We start from the raw sequence: 17,268 nt of genomic DNA on the forward strand, positions 1-17,268 counted from the left end.
AAAAAAGCCGCTTGGAAGGAATTTTCAAGCGGCTTTTCTTTTTCTCTGGACTGTTTGGTTTACATCTTGGGAAGCACCACCGTATCCACGGAGTGAATTACCCCGTTTGACTGCCATACGTCCGCGATGGTTACTTTGGATTGACCTCCGTTTTCGTCAGTGATGTAAAGGTCTTTGCCTTTCATCCAAGCGGTAAGTTTTCCTCCTTGGACGGTCGTTAAGGTTGCTTTTCCGTTTCCTTTTTTAATGGCATCGGCAATGTCCTTGGAACCCATCTTGCCAGCTACTACATGGTAAGTCAAGACAGCAGTCAATTGACCTTTGTTCTCTGGCTTCAAAAGGGTCTCCACCGTTCCTGCAGGAAGTTTGGCAAAAGCTGAGTTTTCAGGAGCAAAAACGGTAAATGGTCCTTTTCCCTGAAGCGTCTCTACCAATCCGGCAGCTTTGACGGCAGCTACTAGAGTCGTGTGGTCTGCGGAGTTGACTGCATTTTCCACGATGTTTTTGGAAGGATACATCGGCGCACCGCCTACTTCTACTGTTTTTTCCATTTGAGCGAAAGCCATGTGAGCTGACAAGAAAACGAAGGCTGCGAAAGCCACTTTAAATAGTTTGTTCATGATTTGATTTGTTTTGGTTTCGAATTTGGAAGCACTTACGCAGCTCAAATCCATCTTGGATTTTCCGGTTTGGAAAAAAATTTGAAAGATTTACCCGAATGGCTAGGACATCCCGGAAGGAGTTTTGCCCAAAAAAGCTCAAAAATGGTAGCTTTGTGCCTTCAAGATTTTCAACGCATGAGTCAGGAAAGAATCGAATCCATAAAAAAAGCCATTGCGGAAGCGATTGCACATACCCCCGAACAGCTCGAAGCTTACAGGATGAAGTTTATCTCCAAGAAGAGTGTCGTAGGCGAACTTTTTGCTGCCTTGGGCCAAATCCCAAATGAGGAAAAACGAGCCTATGGACAGCTGATCAACGGGGTAAAGCAATTGGCCGAAGCTAAATTCCAAGAGCTGATCGAAAAGGTCAACTCCGCCAATAAAAAGGCGAAAAGTGCCGATTTGGATTTGACTTTGCCTCCTTCTAACCAGTCTTTGGGCGGCATTCATCCCCTGACTGCTACCCGACAGCGCATTATCGAGATCTTCGAGCGCATCGGGTTCAACCTTTCCGAAGGTCCGGAGATCGAAGATGACTGGCACAACTTCACCGCTTTGAATTTCCCGGAAAACCATCCGGCTCGGGAAATGCAGGATACCTTTTTCATCGAGAAAAATCCGGACATCGCATTGAGAACCCACACTTCTTCGGTGCAGGTGCGCGTGATGGAAAACCAAAAACCACCGATCCGCACCCTTTCTCCGGGGCGTGTGTACAGAAACGAGGCGATTTCGGCACGTGCACATTGCATCTTCCACCAGGTCGAAGGACTCTATGTGGATGAGAATGTGGGTTTCGCTGATTTGAAAAATACGCTCTACCACTTCGCTAAGGAGATGTTTGGTAAGGAAACGAAAGTGCGGTTCCGTCCTTCTTTCTTCCCTTTCACCGAACCAAGCGCGGAGATCGATATTTCCTGTTTGATCTGCGGAGGCAAAGGCTGCAATGTTTGCAAGGGAACTGGCTGGGTAGAAATCGGAGGATCAGGCATGGTCGATCCAAATGTCTTGGAAAACTGCGGGATTGATTCTAAGAAATACACCGGATTTGCATTCGGGATGGGTATCGAGCGAATCGCGATGCTGAAATATCAGATCAAAGACTTGCGACTCTTCACCGAAAATGATGTGCGGTTCCTGAGGCAGTTTAGGCCCTTGTTATAGAAAAAAGGAAAGGCTGATCGAGAGATCGGCCTTTTTTGATTTAGATTTTCCCACAGATTCACACGGATGAAAATCACAGATTTTTGCACATATCTAAACTGGTTCAAGTCTCCTGACTTGGACCAAACGAGAAGACAGTCGAAAGATTGGATTTTTTTATTGCTCACAGATTACACAGATGACCACAGATAACTTTTTTGAAATTATTTATCTGTGAAAATCTGTGCTATCTGTGGGAAAAATTAAATTTTCGCCCGATATGACTCAACTCCCCCCTCTTCCACTTTCACCAAAAACACATCCCCACTTTGTGGGTATTTTTCCAAATCTTCCGCTGAAAGATTCTCCTGTGCCGTGGTAACTAGCATGACATCCAGATTTTCTCCCCCAAAGCAGCAGGAAGTCACATGAGGCACGGGCAGTTCGATTTTATCCAAAAGTTCACCCGATTGGGGATTCCAGCGGTACACACCCGAACCCGCATAATGCGCTACCCAAAGCATTCCCTCCCGATCGATGCACATCCCATCCGGGAATCCCAATCCCTCCGGAATCTCTATCGCAATTCTGCGAAACTTGATTTCCCCTGACTCGGGATTAAAGGAAAACTCCTGGATCTTTTTGGTCGGCGTATCGATAAAATAAAAGGTTTGATGATCGGGTTTCCAGGCCATTCCATTGGAAATGGTGAGGTTTTTCAGCTGAACTTCAGGCTGTAAGTTCTTGCCGATTAAATATAGCGAACCCGCACCTTCGGTGAAAAGCGTACTCAGCGTCCCGATCCAAATTCGACCTTGAGGATCCACCTTTCCGTCATTAAAGCGATTTAAAGTCAAGTTCTCTTCAACCGCGCAAAGCTCCCCGATTTCCTCGGTCTCCGAGTCGTATCGAACTAGCCTTCGGCCCAAACCCAAAATCAACTTCCCATCTTGTCCTTCCAAAACGACTGCTAATCGATTCGGAAAATGCCGGATTTCGAGTTTTTCAGAAGTTAAATGGTATCGATGTAGATTCCCCTTTTCTATATCTACCCAAAAGAAGCATCCAAGCTTAGCAATCCACAGCGGGCCTTCCCCGAGGAAGCATTGAGAAGGGATAGATTTTATTAGGGCATTTTTCATGTTGGTATAATTGAGAGATTGGAAAATTGAAAGATTTAAAAATTAGCATTCTCCACAGTGATTACTCCATATGAAAAGGTCAAATAGGCGAATGTATGTCGTAAATCGTAAATCTAAATTCGTAAATCATTTATGCCAGTACTGCGCAATCTTCTTCTTCAAAAACGCCACGCTTCGCTCCAGCTGATCCATGCCGTCGACTCCGTCTTCGATACTGATCCAGTTGTTAAATCCAACACGCTTGAGTTCGGTGAAAATCGCATCGTAGTCATTCATTCCCTTTCCGATTTCCCCATGGCTGAGCATTTTCGCATACCCGACGGCTCCACCTTCCACTTTTCGCAGATCTTCAATCGTCCCGTATTTCAAAAAGCGATCACTCGCATGCATGGTCACCACCCGTTCCGAAACATCATACAATAAATCCAACGGATCTTCCCCTGCCAGATAGGTATTGCTTGGGTCGTAATTCACTCCAAAGTTCGGATGGTGAATGGAATTGACCAGCTTGGTGAAAATGGCCCGCTTTTGCGCAAACTCGGGGTATTCCCAAAAATCATCTTTGTAGTGATTTTCGATAATCAGCGTGATTCCCAGACTTTGGGCATAGGGCAAACACGCTTCGATGCAGTCCTTGGCGAGTTTGATTCCCTCTTCCACAGAAAGCTCGGGGCGGTACTGACCGGAAAGTACCCGGCAGTATTTTCCTCCCAATTCATCCGTCATGTCAATCCAGCGCTTTTGCTTTTGGATTTCCTTTTCCCGGAAAGCCTTATCCCGATGGGTAAAATCCGGAGAGCAGCACATCATGGGAATGACCATACCTTCGTTCTCGACCATTCGGCGGAACTTGGGCCAGTTTTTTTCATCCTTCATCTCCAAAAAACCGGCATACCATTCCAGTCCATCCAGCTTTAGCGGAGCAGCAAGCTTCACCCAATCGGCAATTTTCATGCTCCCATCCTTGCAAAGCTGCTGCATAAAGGCCTTGGGAAATGCGGCTAATTTGGGCATGATCTCTTATTTGAAGGTTTTATTGTCTTTGGGTAGATTTCTCCCAATCATCGGGTGCTGCTCCAAGGTGAGCACCTGTCCTGAGACCGGTCCGCTTTCGTCAGAAAGAAAGAAAATACAAGCGGCAGCAATCTCCTCAGGCGAAAGAATTCTCCCAGACGGAGCAATGATGGCCGGCAAGTCTTCGTACCAGGTTTCGGAAAGTCCGTGCTCCTTTTTCCGCTCTTTTTCGCGCTCGGTCAAGACCCAACCCGGATTGACTTGATTTACCCGAATGCCATATTCCCGCATGAGAGAATCTCCTAAATTGCCTGTCAGGGTCATGATTGCCCCTTTGGAAACTGAATAAGCCAGCAAATTAGGCTCCCCACTCCAGGCATTGATTGAACCGATATTGAGGACATTGCCACGGGTTTTGATAAGTTCGGGCAAGGCTTTTTGGATCAGGAGAAAGGGCGCGACCGTATTGATATCCAATACTTTTTGGAAAAAGACCCGATCCGTGTTGTGAATATCCGAAGCGATGACCCAAGCGGCATTGTTGACGACGGCATCGAGTTTCCCGAACCTTTTCACGGCTAGATTCACCAGATTCTCAGGGCAAGTCTCGGAAGTGATGTCTTCACAGTGGAACACCGCTTGTTCGGATCCAATCTCCTCTTCGACTTCTTCTCCGAGGTACTGCTCCAACCCATGCAAAACCACTTTAGCTCCCTCAGCAGCACAACGCTTTGCGATAGCTTTTCCGATCCCGGTGGTACTTCCTGTGACGATGATGACTTTGTCTTTGAGTCGCATGTTAGAAGGGTTTTAAAACTGATTTCACCACTTGACCGGTGTGCATTTTTTCAAAAGCCTCGTGCCACTCCGTAATCGGCCAAACACCTCCAATAATCGGTTTGACATTCAAGGCTCCACTTGCGAGGAGGGCGATCACACGCTCCCAAATCGGCCAGTTGTGGCTGAAACTTCCCTGCAATCGCACGTTTTTCTGCACGATGGGATCGATGGAAAAATTAAGCGGCTGAGGTCCCCATCCTACTTTGGTGATCTGACCATTTTGGCGAACCAGCTTCATGGCAATTTTCAAAGTGATGCTGTGTCCTGCCGCATCCACCACCACGTCAGCTCCCAGTCCATCCCGCTTTTTGGCCCAAACTTCTGCGGCATCTTCTCCGATCAGGCAATCACATCCGTAGGCATTCTTGGCAATTTCTAATCGGCCCCGATCCGCTTCCAAACCCAACACCGCCACTTCAGCCCCACAAAGTCGGGCCACCGCAGCACAAAGAATCCCGATCGTCCCCGGACCGATGACCACTACCCGATCTCCGGGTTTGATATGGGAATTTCCCACCAAGGCATTGAAGGCCACGCAGCAGGGTTCGGTGAGGCAAGCTTCTTCGAAAGACAAGTTTTCAGGCACGGTATGCAGGCATCGGGCAGGGACTCGTACAAACTGAGTCATTGCCCCATTCACTCCATAGCCAAAGCCTTTTCGGGTCGGATCAAGATTGTAGAGTCCGACTTTGCTCATGGGGTTTTGAGTGTCAATCACGGCAGCAGTTTCAGAAACTACCCGATCTCCGACTTTCCAACCGGATACCCGGGAACCCAAATCGGCGATTTTTCCGCCAAACTCATGACCCAAGACCACCGGATAATTCACCGGCCAACTATGGTCCGAAGTCCATTGATGCAGGTCACTTCCGCAAACGCCGACATTTTCGACCTCTAAGAGAATATCTTCTTCCCCGATTTCGGGAACCGGTATTTCACGGATTTCTACGGAATATTTTTGCTCGGAGTAATTGACTACTGCTGGGATTTTTGTGCTGGACATGGCTTAGGATTTTGTGGGGAAAACAGTGGTTTGGGAGTGGATAGCTTCACAGATCATTCGAAGGGAGGATTCCAGATCACCATCAGCGGTTTTAAAGGAATCCGCATCGATGGTCAGCGGTGCGCCTAATACGACCAAAGGAGCTCCATATTGAGGGCATTGGATAGCTTGCTCCAGGGAAAGTCCTCCCACCGCCTGCACGGGAATATTCACTGCAGCCACTACCTCCCGGAGTTGATCAAGTGGACTTGGCATGCGATGACCCGCAGCAGCAATACCTCTTCGCTCATCATAGCCGATATGATGAATCACGTAATCACAGCCCAAATCCTCCAAAAATTTCGCTCCCTCGACCATATCTGGGCAGATCATATTGTCGCCCATAACTTGGACACCAAAGTCTTTCCCAGCTTTGACCACACACTTGATAGTCTCAGCATGGGCACGCGCCATGACCACCACATGAGTTGCACCGGCTTTGGCCATCATTTCGGCTTCGAGATAGCCTCCATCCATGGTTTTGAGATCAGCGACGATGGGAATCCCGGGAAAGGCTTCTCTGAGTTTTCGGACACCGTGAAGGCCTTCGGCGAGAATGAGTGGAGTGCCAGCTTCCAGCCAGTCCACCCCGGCTCGGAGTGCCATTTCTGCCGTTTCGAGTGCTTCATCGATATTGGTTAAGTCCAAAGAGATCTGGACAATGGGTCGCATAGGTTTTGGGTTTAGAGTTGAATCTCAATATAAAATTTTTTGCCCCCAGAAGCATCCAGATAAGACGGTCAGAAGACCATTTCCAAAAAGATTGTCGATTTAATCACAGATTCTGATAAATTCCCTCACCCAAACTAGCCTCACCATGTCCGACAAACGCCGAACTACCCTGAAAGACATTGCCAAAGCATTGAATCTTTCCCCTTCTACAGTTTCCCGAGCTTTGAACGGCTACCCTTCTCTTTCGGAGGAAACCATACAACTGGTGAAAGACTATGCGGAAAAGCATAATTATGTCCCCAATCCCATTGCGGTCAATTTTCGGAAAAATCGCACCTCCATCATCGGAATGATCGTACCCCATATCGTTCATCACTTTTTCTCCACCACGATCAGTGGGGCCATGGAAACTGCCAAAAAGCAAGGCTACAGTATTTTGTTGGCACAATCTCAGGATCTCCTGAAAGACGAAATTCTGGCCAGCCAACATCTCTTGGGCATGGGGGTCGATGGATTGCTGATTTCAGTTTCCAATGAAACGAAAGAGGCTGAGCACTTGCAGGCCTTTTTGGATGAGGGAAAGCCTGTAGTTCAATTTGACAAAGTCACCGATCAGCTGGACGGCCCCAAGATAGAAGTGGATGACTTTGAAGGAGCCTACCAGGCAATGAGCCATTTGATCCGTCAGGGATACCGGAAAATTGCCCATCTGAGTGGACGAATGGAGGTCAAAAATGCCCATGAGCGATTCTTAGGCTATAAAAAAGCACTGAAAGACCATGGTTTGGAATTTAATGAAAAATGGGTAAAAAACTGCTTTGACATTTCCGAACAGGAAGGTTTTGAATTTACCCATGAATTGATGGAATCAGCCGATAGACCCGATGCTATTTTCTGCATCACGGACTTGGTGGCATTGGGCTCCATGAATTACCTCAAGTCCTCAGGTTACCAGATTCCCAAACAGATTGGTCTGATGGGGTTCAGCAACTGGATGCTTTCTGAATATACCAGTCCTTCCCTGAGCTCGGTAGATCAATTTGGAACCCAAATGGGCAGTAAAGCCGCAGCACTTTTGATTGATCTCTTGAAAAAACAGGAACTGGGTGCCAATGAAAGGCTGGAAGTGAAAACTGAAGTAATCATCAGAGGGTCTTCGATGCGGAGTTAAACAAATCAGGACAGGCCTTCAAAACCTATCCTAATTGATCAAGACTTGGGTTCAAAAATCCGGAATCCATAGGGCTCCAAGATCAGATATTCATGATCCGGCCCAATCTCTACCTCTGACTGAGTCCAATGATCCCAAAGTCTACCCGAGCCTTCTCCCTGCTCTCTGAAGGCATACCAAGTCAGGTATGCAGCTTGGTCTGAGAAGTTGAATAGACAATACATCCGCTCATTTCCCATTCTTCGGACAAATCCTGCCACATGAATATTGTGGGGACTCATCCAGGAAATATTGCTCAGGTCGCTAAATAGCTCGTGGGATTTTCGGATTTGAAGCAATCTTTTGGTTCCAGAAAAAACCTGTTCCTCCACCGTACCGGGTTCCTTTTTCCGGTTGACCTTTTCCCAATCAATCACCGGACGATGCATCCATCGGTTGTCGTAGCTTTTCCCGGGATCATTTTGATAGCTGTAGTCATTGGTATAGCCGACTTCATCTCCATAAAAAAGCATGGGCAACCCTCCCAAGAAAATGGAATGAGCCTGCATCATCAGGATTTTTTGAATGCTTTGATCGATTGCCGGACCATTTCCTTCGATCAGCGCTTTTTCCAATCCGCAGAGCGAAGCTAAGGTTCCTGAGATTCTGGCATCGCCTGTCTTGGGATTGGAGGAGAAAAGAGCACCCCTCGCGGGACTCATCCACTGATCGCCGGAGAAGGAATAATATTCTTTGAGAAACTTCCGGTGCTGATAGGGATCTTTTCCCGCCTGAGCGATCATGTAATCATCATAGCCCAATCCGATGTCGTCATGGCATCGGGTGTAGGTAATCCAAGAAGTTCCGTAGGGTTTTTGCAAAATCTCATGCTGGGCATTGAGCATCACGCGAGTTTCGCCCGAAGCAAGCATATCCCACTGAAGGGCCATTTGGGTAGCATTGTAGGCAAAATCACATTCCTGAGCGATGAATTCTCCCGTGCCGAAATACTTCATGATTTCCTTCGGAGCCACGATTGCCTCGCCCAAAATAGCCATTCCCGGAGTGGCCACCTGCACACATTGCTTGATAAGTCGGAGCAAAGTGTGGGCCTGAGGAAGGTTTTGGCAGGAAGTCCCCATCTGCTTCCAGATGAAGGCAGGGGCATCAATTCGTAGCAAATCCACTCCGAGATTCCCGTAAAACAGCACGTTATCCAGCATAGCCCGGAATACATGCGGATTGGTATAGTTCAGGTCCCACTGATAGCGGTGGAAAACGGTCATTACCCATTTTCCCATTTCTGCATCCCAAGTGAAGTTTCCGGGAGCACTTTCCGGAAAAATCTCAGGCATAGCCCGCTCAAACTCGTCGGGGATAGAGCGGTTTTCATAGGTATAAAAGAAATCCTGATAGTAGGATTCGCCAGTTTTCGCCTTTCGGGCCCATTCGTGGTGATGCGAGGTATGATTGAGCACGATGTCGAGCATGAGGTACATGCCCTTGCTGTGCATTTTTTTCCGAAGGGAAATCAATTCCTCCAGCGTTCCAAAGCGGGAGTCCACTTTTCTGAAATCCGAAACAGCATAGCCCCCGTCACTTTCTCCTTCCGGACTTTCGAAAACCGGCATTAAATGAAGAAAATTCACTCCCAATTCCTCCAAATGGGACAATTTGGAAGGCATGGTTTTCAAATTTCCCGCAAATCGATCCACATACAAGCTCATCCCGGCCAGCTGATTGCTGAGAAACCAAGTTCCAGTTTTGGCTTTTTCCTCATCTCGCTTGCGCAAGCCTTTTTCTCTGGACTGATAGGCCTTCACCAGGACTTTTAGCAAAGCTTCAAATTGACTTTCTGCCTCGGGATGGGCCGCATAGATTTCTCCATAAAGCCTATGAATTTTGGGCAGATGCTCATGAAGGGATTGAATAAAGGATTGGTCTTTTTTCTCATTAATTCCCTCCTCCAGAAAAATCTGTTGGACTAGCTGAGCAAGTAAAGATTCAGGGTACATTCGAATAAACTTATTTTCAGAGTTTTAATGTCCGGAGGAAACGATAACCTCCTCAGGATCGATATTTTTATTTTCCTTGATCAGCAAGGTGGCTGCAGCCGCGATCAACAATAAAACTCCGGCGAATGAAATCGCCATTCCTGCGTCATTGGCGAGGAAGTTTTTGGAGATAAAGCCGAAAGTCAGTGTCTGAAGGATCATGGGAATCACGATCATCATGTTGATAATGCCCATGTAAACTCCGTAGCGCTCTTTTGGGATTTCATTGACCACTAGCAGGTAAGGCACACCCATCATACTGGCCCAAGCAATGCCAAATCCGGTCATTGGAGCAAAGAGCAGGTATTTATTCTCTATCATCGGGAATGCAATCAATCCCAAGCCGGCCATGATCAGGCAGAGAAAATGGACGGTTTTGGGACCAAATTTCTTGGCCATTCCCACCAAAAAGAAGGCGGAAAGGAAGGTGACGATATTGTACCAGCCATTGACCAAGCCGGTCCACCCTACGGCTTCCTCATACTTGGCAGGATCACTGGAAGGAGTGGCATCCCAAACAGAAAGGGCGATGGATTTGGCGGCATTTTGCCAATAGCAAAACAGGGCATACCACTGGAAAAGGTACACCAAGGCCAGCTTCCACATCACCGGAGGCATTTGGATGATGGACTCGATGATTTCCAGGTTTTGGGCAAAAAGCACTTTGGCCGTGGGATTATTTTCCGCCCAATGGATAGTTTTCCGGATGATTTTCCGATCAAAAATCGAAGGCACCAAAAGGAGAAGAAATACCATGTAGGCAATCAGCGTAGTCAGAATAGAAAGGAAAAACTGAACCGCCGGATGAGGCATGCCCTTATTCCGCTCTTTGAGCGCCGCCAATTCCTCCGGAGAAGGGGGATATTCTGGGGTTTTGGACATACTCCACAAGACCGAAGTGATGGAGCAAACTGTTCCGAGGAAAAAAGAGGCATATACCCACATCGGGAGTGAGCCAATGGTACCTTTGAAGAAAATCTGAAAGACGAAAAGAGAAAGGTTGGCTAAGGTGATTCCCAAACCGGTGAAGAAGCTTTGGGTCAAAAAGCCCTGTCCATACTGATCCTCGGGAAGCGAATCCGCGATCAGGGCCCGATAAGGCTCCATGGCAGTATTGTTTGCAGCATCCAGCACCCAAAGCAAACCCGCAGCCATCCACAGCGAGCTGCTGAAAGGATAGAAGAACAAACAGATGCTGCACATCAGTGCTCCGATGAAAAAGTAAGGCTTCCTCCGGCCGTATTTGTCACTCCAGGTGCTGTCACTGAGTGCTCCGATAATCGGCTGAATCAAGAGTCCGGTCATGGGTCCGGCCAAATTCAAAATCGGAATCTCGTCCGGCGCAGCACCCAACATGTCGTAGATGGGATTGACTGCACTTTGCTGAAGTCCAAAGCTGTATTGAATCCCAAAAAACCCAACGTTCATGTTGATGATTTGGGAGAAGGATAGTTTGGGTTTTTGCATGAGGTTAAACGGGTTATTTGATGCCTTTTTCAGGCTTTGGGCTACAAAAAATAGGAAGAAAAGCCCGGTTAAAAAGGGGCAATCGGCGCAGGGAAATAAGATTTGGTCCTCAAACCCCTAGGAAATCGTTTGATTTTGGAAATATTTTTTTGAAAAAATTCCAAACTTTTCAAAATTCTCCGGTCTTTGGAGGTCAATATGATGCTGACTCAACAACTAAAAAACGCATTTAGAAAGTATAGGAAAAATCGTTGGAATCGGCTTTATGACATTCCTCACCATTTCAAAGCTGATCAAGCCTTAAAGTCATTGGCAAGCCAAAGAAAAACTATTTCTCCCGGTCAGGAATCCCAGTGTCTAGACTACGCAAATTCTGTCTTGGGTTCTAAAGCTTTTTCACCTTGGTTGAAAGTGTATACGGCATTTCAGGGAGAATTTAAAGAGGGGTGGATTCCGGATAATTACATCGGAAGAATCGTATCTCCTGCGATGAATGGGCCTTGGAGGGGAATTGGCCAATTCAAAACTTTAAGCAGGAGACTTGTCAATTCTCCATCAATACCAGATTTAGCCTATTTCATCAAGGGAAGTTGGGTTTCCCTAGAAGGTGAACCTGTGAACTTGAAGCAAGTGAAGGAGATCTGCTTCCAAGACTTTTCCCACGTCTTTTTGAAAATGGATTTTTCTCAGCAAGGAAATGGAATTATCAAACTCGACAAAAGTAAGTTTGACGGGCTGGATTTTTCCTCCCTTGGGGATTTTGTCCTACAAAAGCCCATTAAGCAGCACTCATTTTTGGAAGAAATAAGCCCAGGATCTGTTGCTACTCTTCGTGTAACCACGGTAAAACTTGCCGGAAATTCTGCTGTAAATAGACTTTCCGGACTGAGAATCGGAAGCAAAGGGGAGGAATTTATTACTTCGAAGAATTCGCTGAGGATTCCCATATTTCTGAAAACAGGAGATTTTTTTGAATCTGCATTAAAGAGTGACTGGTCTATACTTTCTTCTCATCCGGAAACGGGTGAAAAATTCAAAGGATTGACATTTCCTCATTTCCATAAAGTAGTAAGATATTGTGAGATGCTCCACGACCAATTTCCCCATTTTCAACTTATCGCATGGGATGTGTCCGTCGACGATTTGGGGGAAGTATTTATCATGGAATGGAATACCGATGAACCGGGGATTATTTATTCGGAAGCCACTATTGGTCCTCACTTCAGAGACTTAGGCTGGGAAAATTTATGGAAAAAGGCCCCGAATGGGGCCCTTTAGTGTCAATTAAAATTAATTCTGAAGTCTCGCCTGAATCTCCTGAATTAGCCCGTCATACTTTTTAAGGATCCGAGCCCAATCATCAAACTTCTCATCGTCCTTTACTGTGACTTGATTTTTCCCGTCGAGAAATGCCTCCTGAGAAATCAACTTAACGGAATAAGCTTCCTGATTTGAATTTCCTCCATTACTTACTACCAAGCGGGTTCGTATGATGCTGGATTGGAAGTTTTGGACCTGCCAGGAAGTAGTCAAATAGCGAGTGTTAAAGTCTACCGTTTCAAGAATATCGAAATAACCTGTTACAATTCCGCTAAGAATTTTCCATGCATCTTCTGGAGTATGGATTGGATTGATTGGAACAGTGATTCTGACATTTGCCAAATCAGAAGAAACTGAAGAGGTATAGGCCTCATCTACCTGCATTTCCAAGAAGTCTGCGGTAGGCGGTTCCTGCATATTGGCTTGATTACAGTAGTTTTTGATGTACCGGATAAAGCCATCTTTGCTAACGCGAACTTCCACACAGGCATTTTTTGGAACTTTCAGATCATAAGATCCATTACCGACTCTTTTTCCTGCGATCTCAATCGAGGCATCATTGGGAGCAGTGGTAATCTTCACCAATCTGTCTTCCAGAGTGACTTTGTCTCTTACCGGAGGTTCAGGGTCTCCGTCTTTGTTGCAATGAACTTTCTCATAATTTACAAAACCTTCCTTGGTCACGGTGACAGTCACACAATCTCCAAAAGGGATTTTGATATCCTGATTTCCTCTGCCCACTGAGGTGCCGTTGGCGGAAACAGTAGCGTCTGCAGGCGTAACTTCAAGCCTGACTTGTCGGTCTTTGAGGACGAAATGCTCTTTGAATGGAGGGGTTTCTTTGTCTGCTTGATTGTAATAGACTTTGGAAACAGGGGCAAAACCCGGCTTTTTGATCTCAACGGTCAAAAAGCGGTCTTTGGCGATATAGAGAAAAATGGCTTTAGTTCCAATCACCCTTCCGTCCACATAAATCTCTGCGTCAAAAGGCTCTGCTGTAATATCCACCTGTCGGGTATCCAAAGTGATTCTTTGCTCCTTATCCCATTTTAGGTCTTTGTTATATTCTTTGATGACACTTTGGTAGCCGGGCTTGACGATTTTTACCCGGTTTTTAGAATCTTTTTCCAACTTTATTTCGACTGTTCCTGTGCCTAATTCCTGTTTATCAGAATCATCATAATCATTCAAGAGAATAAATTTGGCATCGCTGTGATTCGCAGTAAGCTGGATTTTTTGGGAGAAGGTGAAAACAGTAGAGGCAATAAAAAGAAAGGCTGTAAGTAAAGATTTTGAATGCATAAGATACTTGTAAGGGTGTAAAAGACCCTGCAAGAAATTCAATTTGAATTATTTATGCAAACCGAGACGAACGATAAAGTTCAATTTTTCTTGCCTTTTACCCATGCTTTCTTCAAAAAGTTCAACCAATTGCCGTGCATGACCTTTTCTACATCCGTCTCGGCATAGCCCCTTTTTCTAAGTAAGTCAGGGATCTTTTGCAAATCAGCTATGGTTTCCAAATCATGTGGACTTTGCTCCCTGCCAAAAGCCCCATCCAAATCTGAACCGATTCCGATGTGATTGGCATTCCCGGCAATCTGACAGATGTGGTCTAGGTGATCGAGCACCGTTGAAATAGTCACATTTCGCTCTTTGGGTGTACTTTTTCCCCGCACCCAACCCGGACTGAGCATCCATGCATCAAAGGCCCCACCGATGACGGCTCCTCGATCGATTAAGGCTTTGATCATCTCATCTGAAAACTGTCGATTGTGATCGACCAAGGCTCGGCAATTGTTATGGCTGGCCCATACCGGACCTTGGTATATTCCCAAAGCATCCCAAAATGCCAAATCGCAAAGATGCGTGGCATCCAAAATGATCCCGAGCTCATCCATTTTTTTCACCAGCTCTTTTCCCTGATTACTCAAAGGAGCAGAAGAATCGGTTCCAAAGGCATATCGTCCCGGTCCGTAATGTGCGGGACCCAACGCGCGAAGACCGCTTTCGTAGGCTTTTTCCAAGTAATCGAGATTTACGATCGAGTCCGCACCCTCCAATGAAAGGATAAATCCAACCGGCTTTTGGCTTTTATCCACACCCTGATTCCAGTTGGCCAAATGAGCCTCCAACTCACTCCAATTCCGGATTTGGGTCATTTCTCCCTTTTCTACCATCGCTCGATACCATGCCAACTGACCTTGTGTCTGCGCCCAAGCCTGTTCGGGCGAATGCCAACCCGGAAGGTGATTGTCCGGCGCCACGAATCGGGCGATCTGTGTGGCCACCACAAGTCCTACATTTCCTTTGCGCAGCTCAGGCAGAGAGACTGTCGCATTTCCTCGGTCGGGTTTGTCAGTCAGGCCTTTTTCACGGGCATTGATCTCGGAGACGGGACGGGTGAGGTCTCGATTCCACTCGAGGGCATTCATACTCAGGTCGAGGTGCGCGTCTAACGTAAACATAGCTTAGAAGGCTTGAAGGACAAAAACAGTGGGGATTTTATGCAGGTCGACGGGATGATTTTTCCAGTCGGCAATGGTCTTGGTTTGGATAAATTCATCCGCAGCCGTGAGATTCTTGGCGATGCAAAGCTTGGTTTGCGGAGCCAAGTTAGAAAGTAAATCTTCCAAGAGTTGGTTATTTCGGAATGGCGTTTCCATAAAAATCTGAGCACGTTTTTCTCGGATGGATTCGGCTTCCAGTTTTTTCAAGACGGCGGCTCTTTCTTTTTTATCAATAGGCAAATAGCCGTGAAAAGCAAAAGACTGCCCATTAAACCCAGAACCCATCAGCGCCAAAAACATGGAACTGGGCCCGGAGATCGGCACGACTTGAATGCCCTTTTGGTGGGCATAGGCTACCGCCATGGCTCCCGGATCAGCAATACCTGGACAACCCGCCTCCGAAATCACCCCGATATCTGCTCCGTTCATCAGAGGCTGCATGAGTCGATTGATGGATTCGGGAGGGGTTCCTTTATCCAAGACTTCCATGTGTACCTCTTCCAGATTAACCCCCAACTTCAAGCTGGAAATATATCTCCTCGCGGAGCGGGGATTCTCGACCAAAAAGATTTTGGTATGGGCGATGACCTCCTGAACTTGAGGAGAAATAACCCAGTGTGCGGTGTTTTCAGCCAAGACATTGGGAATCAAGAAAAGCTTTCCTTTGGGCATTGGAACATGTTTGAAATGGGCCGAAAGTTAAAATTTAAAGCCCAAAATCTTTACCTTTTACAACAATGAACCTTCAAAAAATGAAAAAGCTAATCATCCTACCCTTCCTCTTTCTTCTCTCATTAGTTGCTGGTAATGCCCAAAATCTCAAAGCCCTTGTAGGCGGTACCTTAATCGACGGATTTGGAGGAAGGCCAATCCGTAATTCGGTGATCCTCATCGAAGGCGAGCGGATCAAAGCAGTGGGGCAAGTGGGAAGTTTAGCCATTCCACAAGGAGCGGAAATCATCTCCACCGAAGGGATGAGTGTCCTTCCCGGACTTTGGGACATGCATGTGCACCTCATGCTGAATGGACACAGCGACTACACACATTGGGACAGCACCTACATCGATGTGTTTGAGTCGGTTATTATGCCTTCTTCTGCCCATCAGTTGTTGATGGCTGGAGTGACGAGTGCACGAGACCTGGGAGCCCCACTCGAAGCGAGTATCAATGTCCGCAATCGAATCAATCGAGGCGAAATCCCCGGTCCCACGATCTATGTTTCGGGGCCTTTTATCCAAAAAGCACCCTATCCCGGAACGGAAGCCTTCCGCTGGGGAGTGAATGGTGCCGCTGATGCACGAGCTAAAGTCAAAAAACTCATCGATGCCGGAGTGGATGTAATCAAGCTGATCGATCAGGATCAGATGACTCTAGAAGAAGCCAAAGCCGTGGTCGATGAAGCACATAAGTACGGAAAAATGGTAGTCGGCCATTCTCACCGACCCGACGAAATCCGAATCGGATTGCAGATCGGCGTGGACAACTTTGAGCATACAGGCTTAAGTTCGGCGCCGGAGTATCCCGAAGACATCATGCAGATGATGAAGGAACGCGCCGCCAAAATGAACCTTGGGCCGCTCTTCTGGACTCCAACTGTCGAAGGTCTTTTCAACTATGAGTACGTCCGCGACAATCCCGAAAAGCTGGACGACACGTCATGGCACTTAGGCCTGCCGGATTCAATTATTAGGGATATCCGCGCCTCCTTGAGGTACCCAGGAAGGATGTCCTACTTCCAATTGACGCCTGTGAGAAAACCAACCTTGACCAGAAAGTTTGCTCAGCTAAGAGAAAGTGGAGTTGTCATGTTGGTGGGAACGGACAGCGGTATTCCGATGAAATTCCACAGCCAAAGTACATGGAATGAGCTGGATGTGTGGGTAAATCAATTTGGCATGGATCCTCTCCTGACGATCAAAGCTGCCACCTATTGGCCTGCTGTGGCTATGAAAGTCGATAAAGACTATGGGACCATCTCTGAAGGAAAGTACGCTGATATAATTGCAGTAAGAGGAGATGTGCTCCGCTACATCAACCTGCTCCAAGATGTGGATCTGGTGATGAAGCATGGGAAAAGAGTTAAGTAGCCGAAGGTTAATTGGTAGAGTGAAAAATGCAAAGAAGCAGTCTCAAAAGTGAAGTTTGTCACATTGAGCGATGTCGAAATATCGTCCAGAAAGCTGGAAATGGCCTTCGACTCCGCTCAGGCTGACAACGAAACGATTTATGAGACAGCTTTTTTCTTTATTAAG

15 protein-coding genes are annotated in these 17,268 nt (G+C 46.8%); 4 read left to right on the forward strand and 11 right to left on the reverse strand.

Features of this window, described 5'->3' with window-relative positions; translation table 11 throughout:
* Window positions 1–59: 59 nt before the first annotated feature.
* Window positions 60–620, reverse strand: a complete 561-nt coding sequence (locus AAA938_RS11470) for a fasciclin domain-containing protein (protein WP_338228871.1) — start codon at window positions 618–620, stop codon at window positions 60–62.
* Window positions 621–797: 177 nt separating this feature from the next.
* On the opposite strand from AAA938_RS11470, the gene pheS reads away from it, so the two are divergent.
* Window positions 798–1,826, forward strand: coding sequence for a phenylalanine--tRNA ligase subunit alpha (gene pheS / locus AAA938_RS11475; protein WP_338228872.1), 1,029 nt, complete (start codon window positions 798–800; stop codon window positions 1,824–1,826).
* 242 nt (window positions 1,827–2,068) lie between these two features.
* Here pheS and AAA938_RS11480 read toward each other — a convergent pair whose 3' ends face one another.
* The 5 genes from AAA938_RS11480 to AAA938_RS11500 all read right to left on the reverse strand — a co-directional run bounded on the left by AAA938_RS11480 (window position 2,069) and on the right by AAA938_RS11500 (window position 6,515).
* Entirely contained in the window at window positions 2,069–2,947 is an 879-nt protein-coding gene (locus tag AAA938_RS11480) for an SMP-30/gluconolactonase/LRE family protein (protein ID WP_338228873.1), read from the reverse strand.
* Window positions 2,948–3,073: 126 nt separating this feature from the next.
* The gene (locus AAA938_RS11485) at window positions 3,074–3,961 is read right to left on the reverse strand and encodes a sugar phosphate isomerase/epimerase family protein (protein ID WP_338228874.1); all 888 of its coding nucleotides are present in this window, start codon (window positions 3,959–3,961) and stop codon (window positions 3,074–3,076) included.
* 6 nt (window positions 3,962–3,967) lie between these two features.
* Window positions 3,968–4,759 carry an SDR family NAD(P)-dependent oxidoreductase gene (locus tag AAA938_RS11490; protein WP_338228875.1) on the reverse strand — a complete coding sequence of 264 codons (792 nt, stop codon included), beginning with the start codon at window positions 4,757–4,759 and terminating at the stop codon, window positions 3,968–3,970.
* A 1-nt stretch (window position 4,760) separates the two neighbouring features.
* Window positions 4,761–5,804, reverse strand: coding sequence for a zinc-binding dehydrogenase (locus AAA938_RS11495; RefSeq protein ID WP_338228876.1), 1,044 nt, complete (start codon window positions 5,802–5,804; stop codon window positions 4,761–4,763).
* A gap of 3 nt (window positions 5,805–5,807) precedes the next feature.
* Entirely contained in the window at window positions 5,808–6,515 is a 708-nt protein-coding gene (locus AAA938_RS11500; RefSeq protein WP_338228877.1) for an orotidine 5'-phosphate decarboxylase / HUMPS family protein, read from the reverse strand.
* Between the two features lie 145 nt (window positions 6,516–6,660).
* Between AAA938_RS11500 and AAA938_RS11505 the strand changes: the two genes are divergently transcribed.
* A complete protein-coding gene (locus AAA938_RS11505) occupies window positions 6,661–7,686 on the forward strand; it encodes a LacI family DNA-binding transcriptional regulator (RefSeq protein WP_338228878.1) in 1,026 nt (341 codons plus the stop codon).
* 38 nt (window positions 7,687–7,724) lie between these two features.
* On the opposite strand, the gene AAA938_RS11510 is transcribed toward AAA938_RS11505, so the two are convergent.
* Both AAA938_RS11510 and AAA938_RS11515 read right to left on the reverse strand, forming a co-directional pair.
* Entirely contained in the window at window positions 7,725–9,680 is a 1,956-nt protein-coding gene (locus AAA938_RS11510; RefSeq protein ID WP_338228879.1) for an alpha-amylase family glycosyl hydrolase, read from the reverse strand.
* Window positions 9,681–9,704: 24 nt separating this feature from the next.
* A complete protein-coding gene (locus tag AAA938_RS11515) occupies window positions 9,705–11,186 on the reverse strand; it encodes an MFS transporter (RefSeq protein WP_338228880.1) in 1,482 nt (493 codons plus the stop codon).
* A gap of 309 nt (window positions 11,187–11,495) precedes the next feature.
* Between AAA938_RS11515 and AAA938_RS11520 the strand changes: the two genes are divergently transcribed.
* Complete coding sequence (locus AAA938_RS11520; RefSeq protein WP_338228881.1) at window positions 11,496–12,464, forward strand: sugar-transfer associated ATP-grasp domain-containing protein; 969 nt, start codon at window positions 11,496–11,498, stop codon at window positions 12,462–12,464.
* 12 nt (window positions 12,465–12,476) lie between these two features.
* On the opposite strand, the gene AAA938_RS11525 is transcribed toward AAA938_RS11520, so the two are convergent.
* The 3 genes from AAA938_RS11525 to AAA938_RS11535 form a co-directional block, all read right to left on the reverse strand.
* Complete coding sequence (locus AAA938_RS11525) at window positions 12,477–13,808, reverse strand: hypothetical protein (protein WP_338228882.1); 1,332 nt, start codon at window positions 13,806–13,808, stop codon at window positions 12,477–12,479.
* A gap of 80 nt (window positions 13,809–13,888) precedes the next feature.
* Window positions 13,889–14,974 carry a dipeptidase gene (locus AAA938_RS11530; protein WP_338228883.1) on the reverse strand — a complete coding sequence of 362 codons (1,086 nt, stop codon included), beginning with the start codon at window positions 14,972–14,974 and terminating at the stop codon, window positions 13,889–13,891.
* 3 nt (window positions 14,975–14,977) lie between these two features.
* A complete protein-coding gene (locus tag AAA938_RS11535) occupies window positions 14,978–15,688 on the reverse strand; it encodes an SAM-dependent methyltransferase (RefSeq protein ID WP_338228884.1) in 711 nt (236 codons plus the stop codon).
* Between the two features lie 80 nt (window positions 15,689–15,768).
* Between AAA938_RS11535 and AAA938_RS11540 the strand changes: the two genes are divergently transcribed.
* Entirely contained in the window at window positions 15,769–17,103 is a 1,335-nt protein-coding gene (locus AAA938_RS11540; RefSeq protein WP_338228885.1) for an amidohydrolase family protein, read from the forward strand.
* The last annotated feature ends 165 nt before the right edge of the window (window positions 17,104–17,268 follow it).

The sequence above is a fragment of the Algoriphagus taiwanensis genome (genome assembly GCF_036245645.1).
In the GTDB taxonomy this organism is placed as follows: domain Bacteria; phylum Bacteroidota; class Bacteroidia; order Cytophagales; family Cyclobacteriaceae; genus Algoriphagus; species Algoriphagus taiwanensis.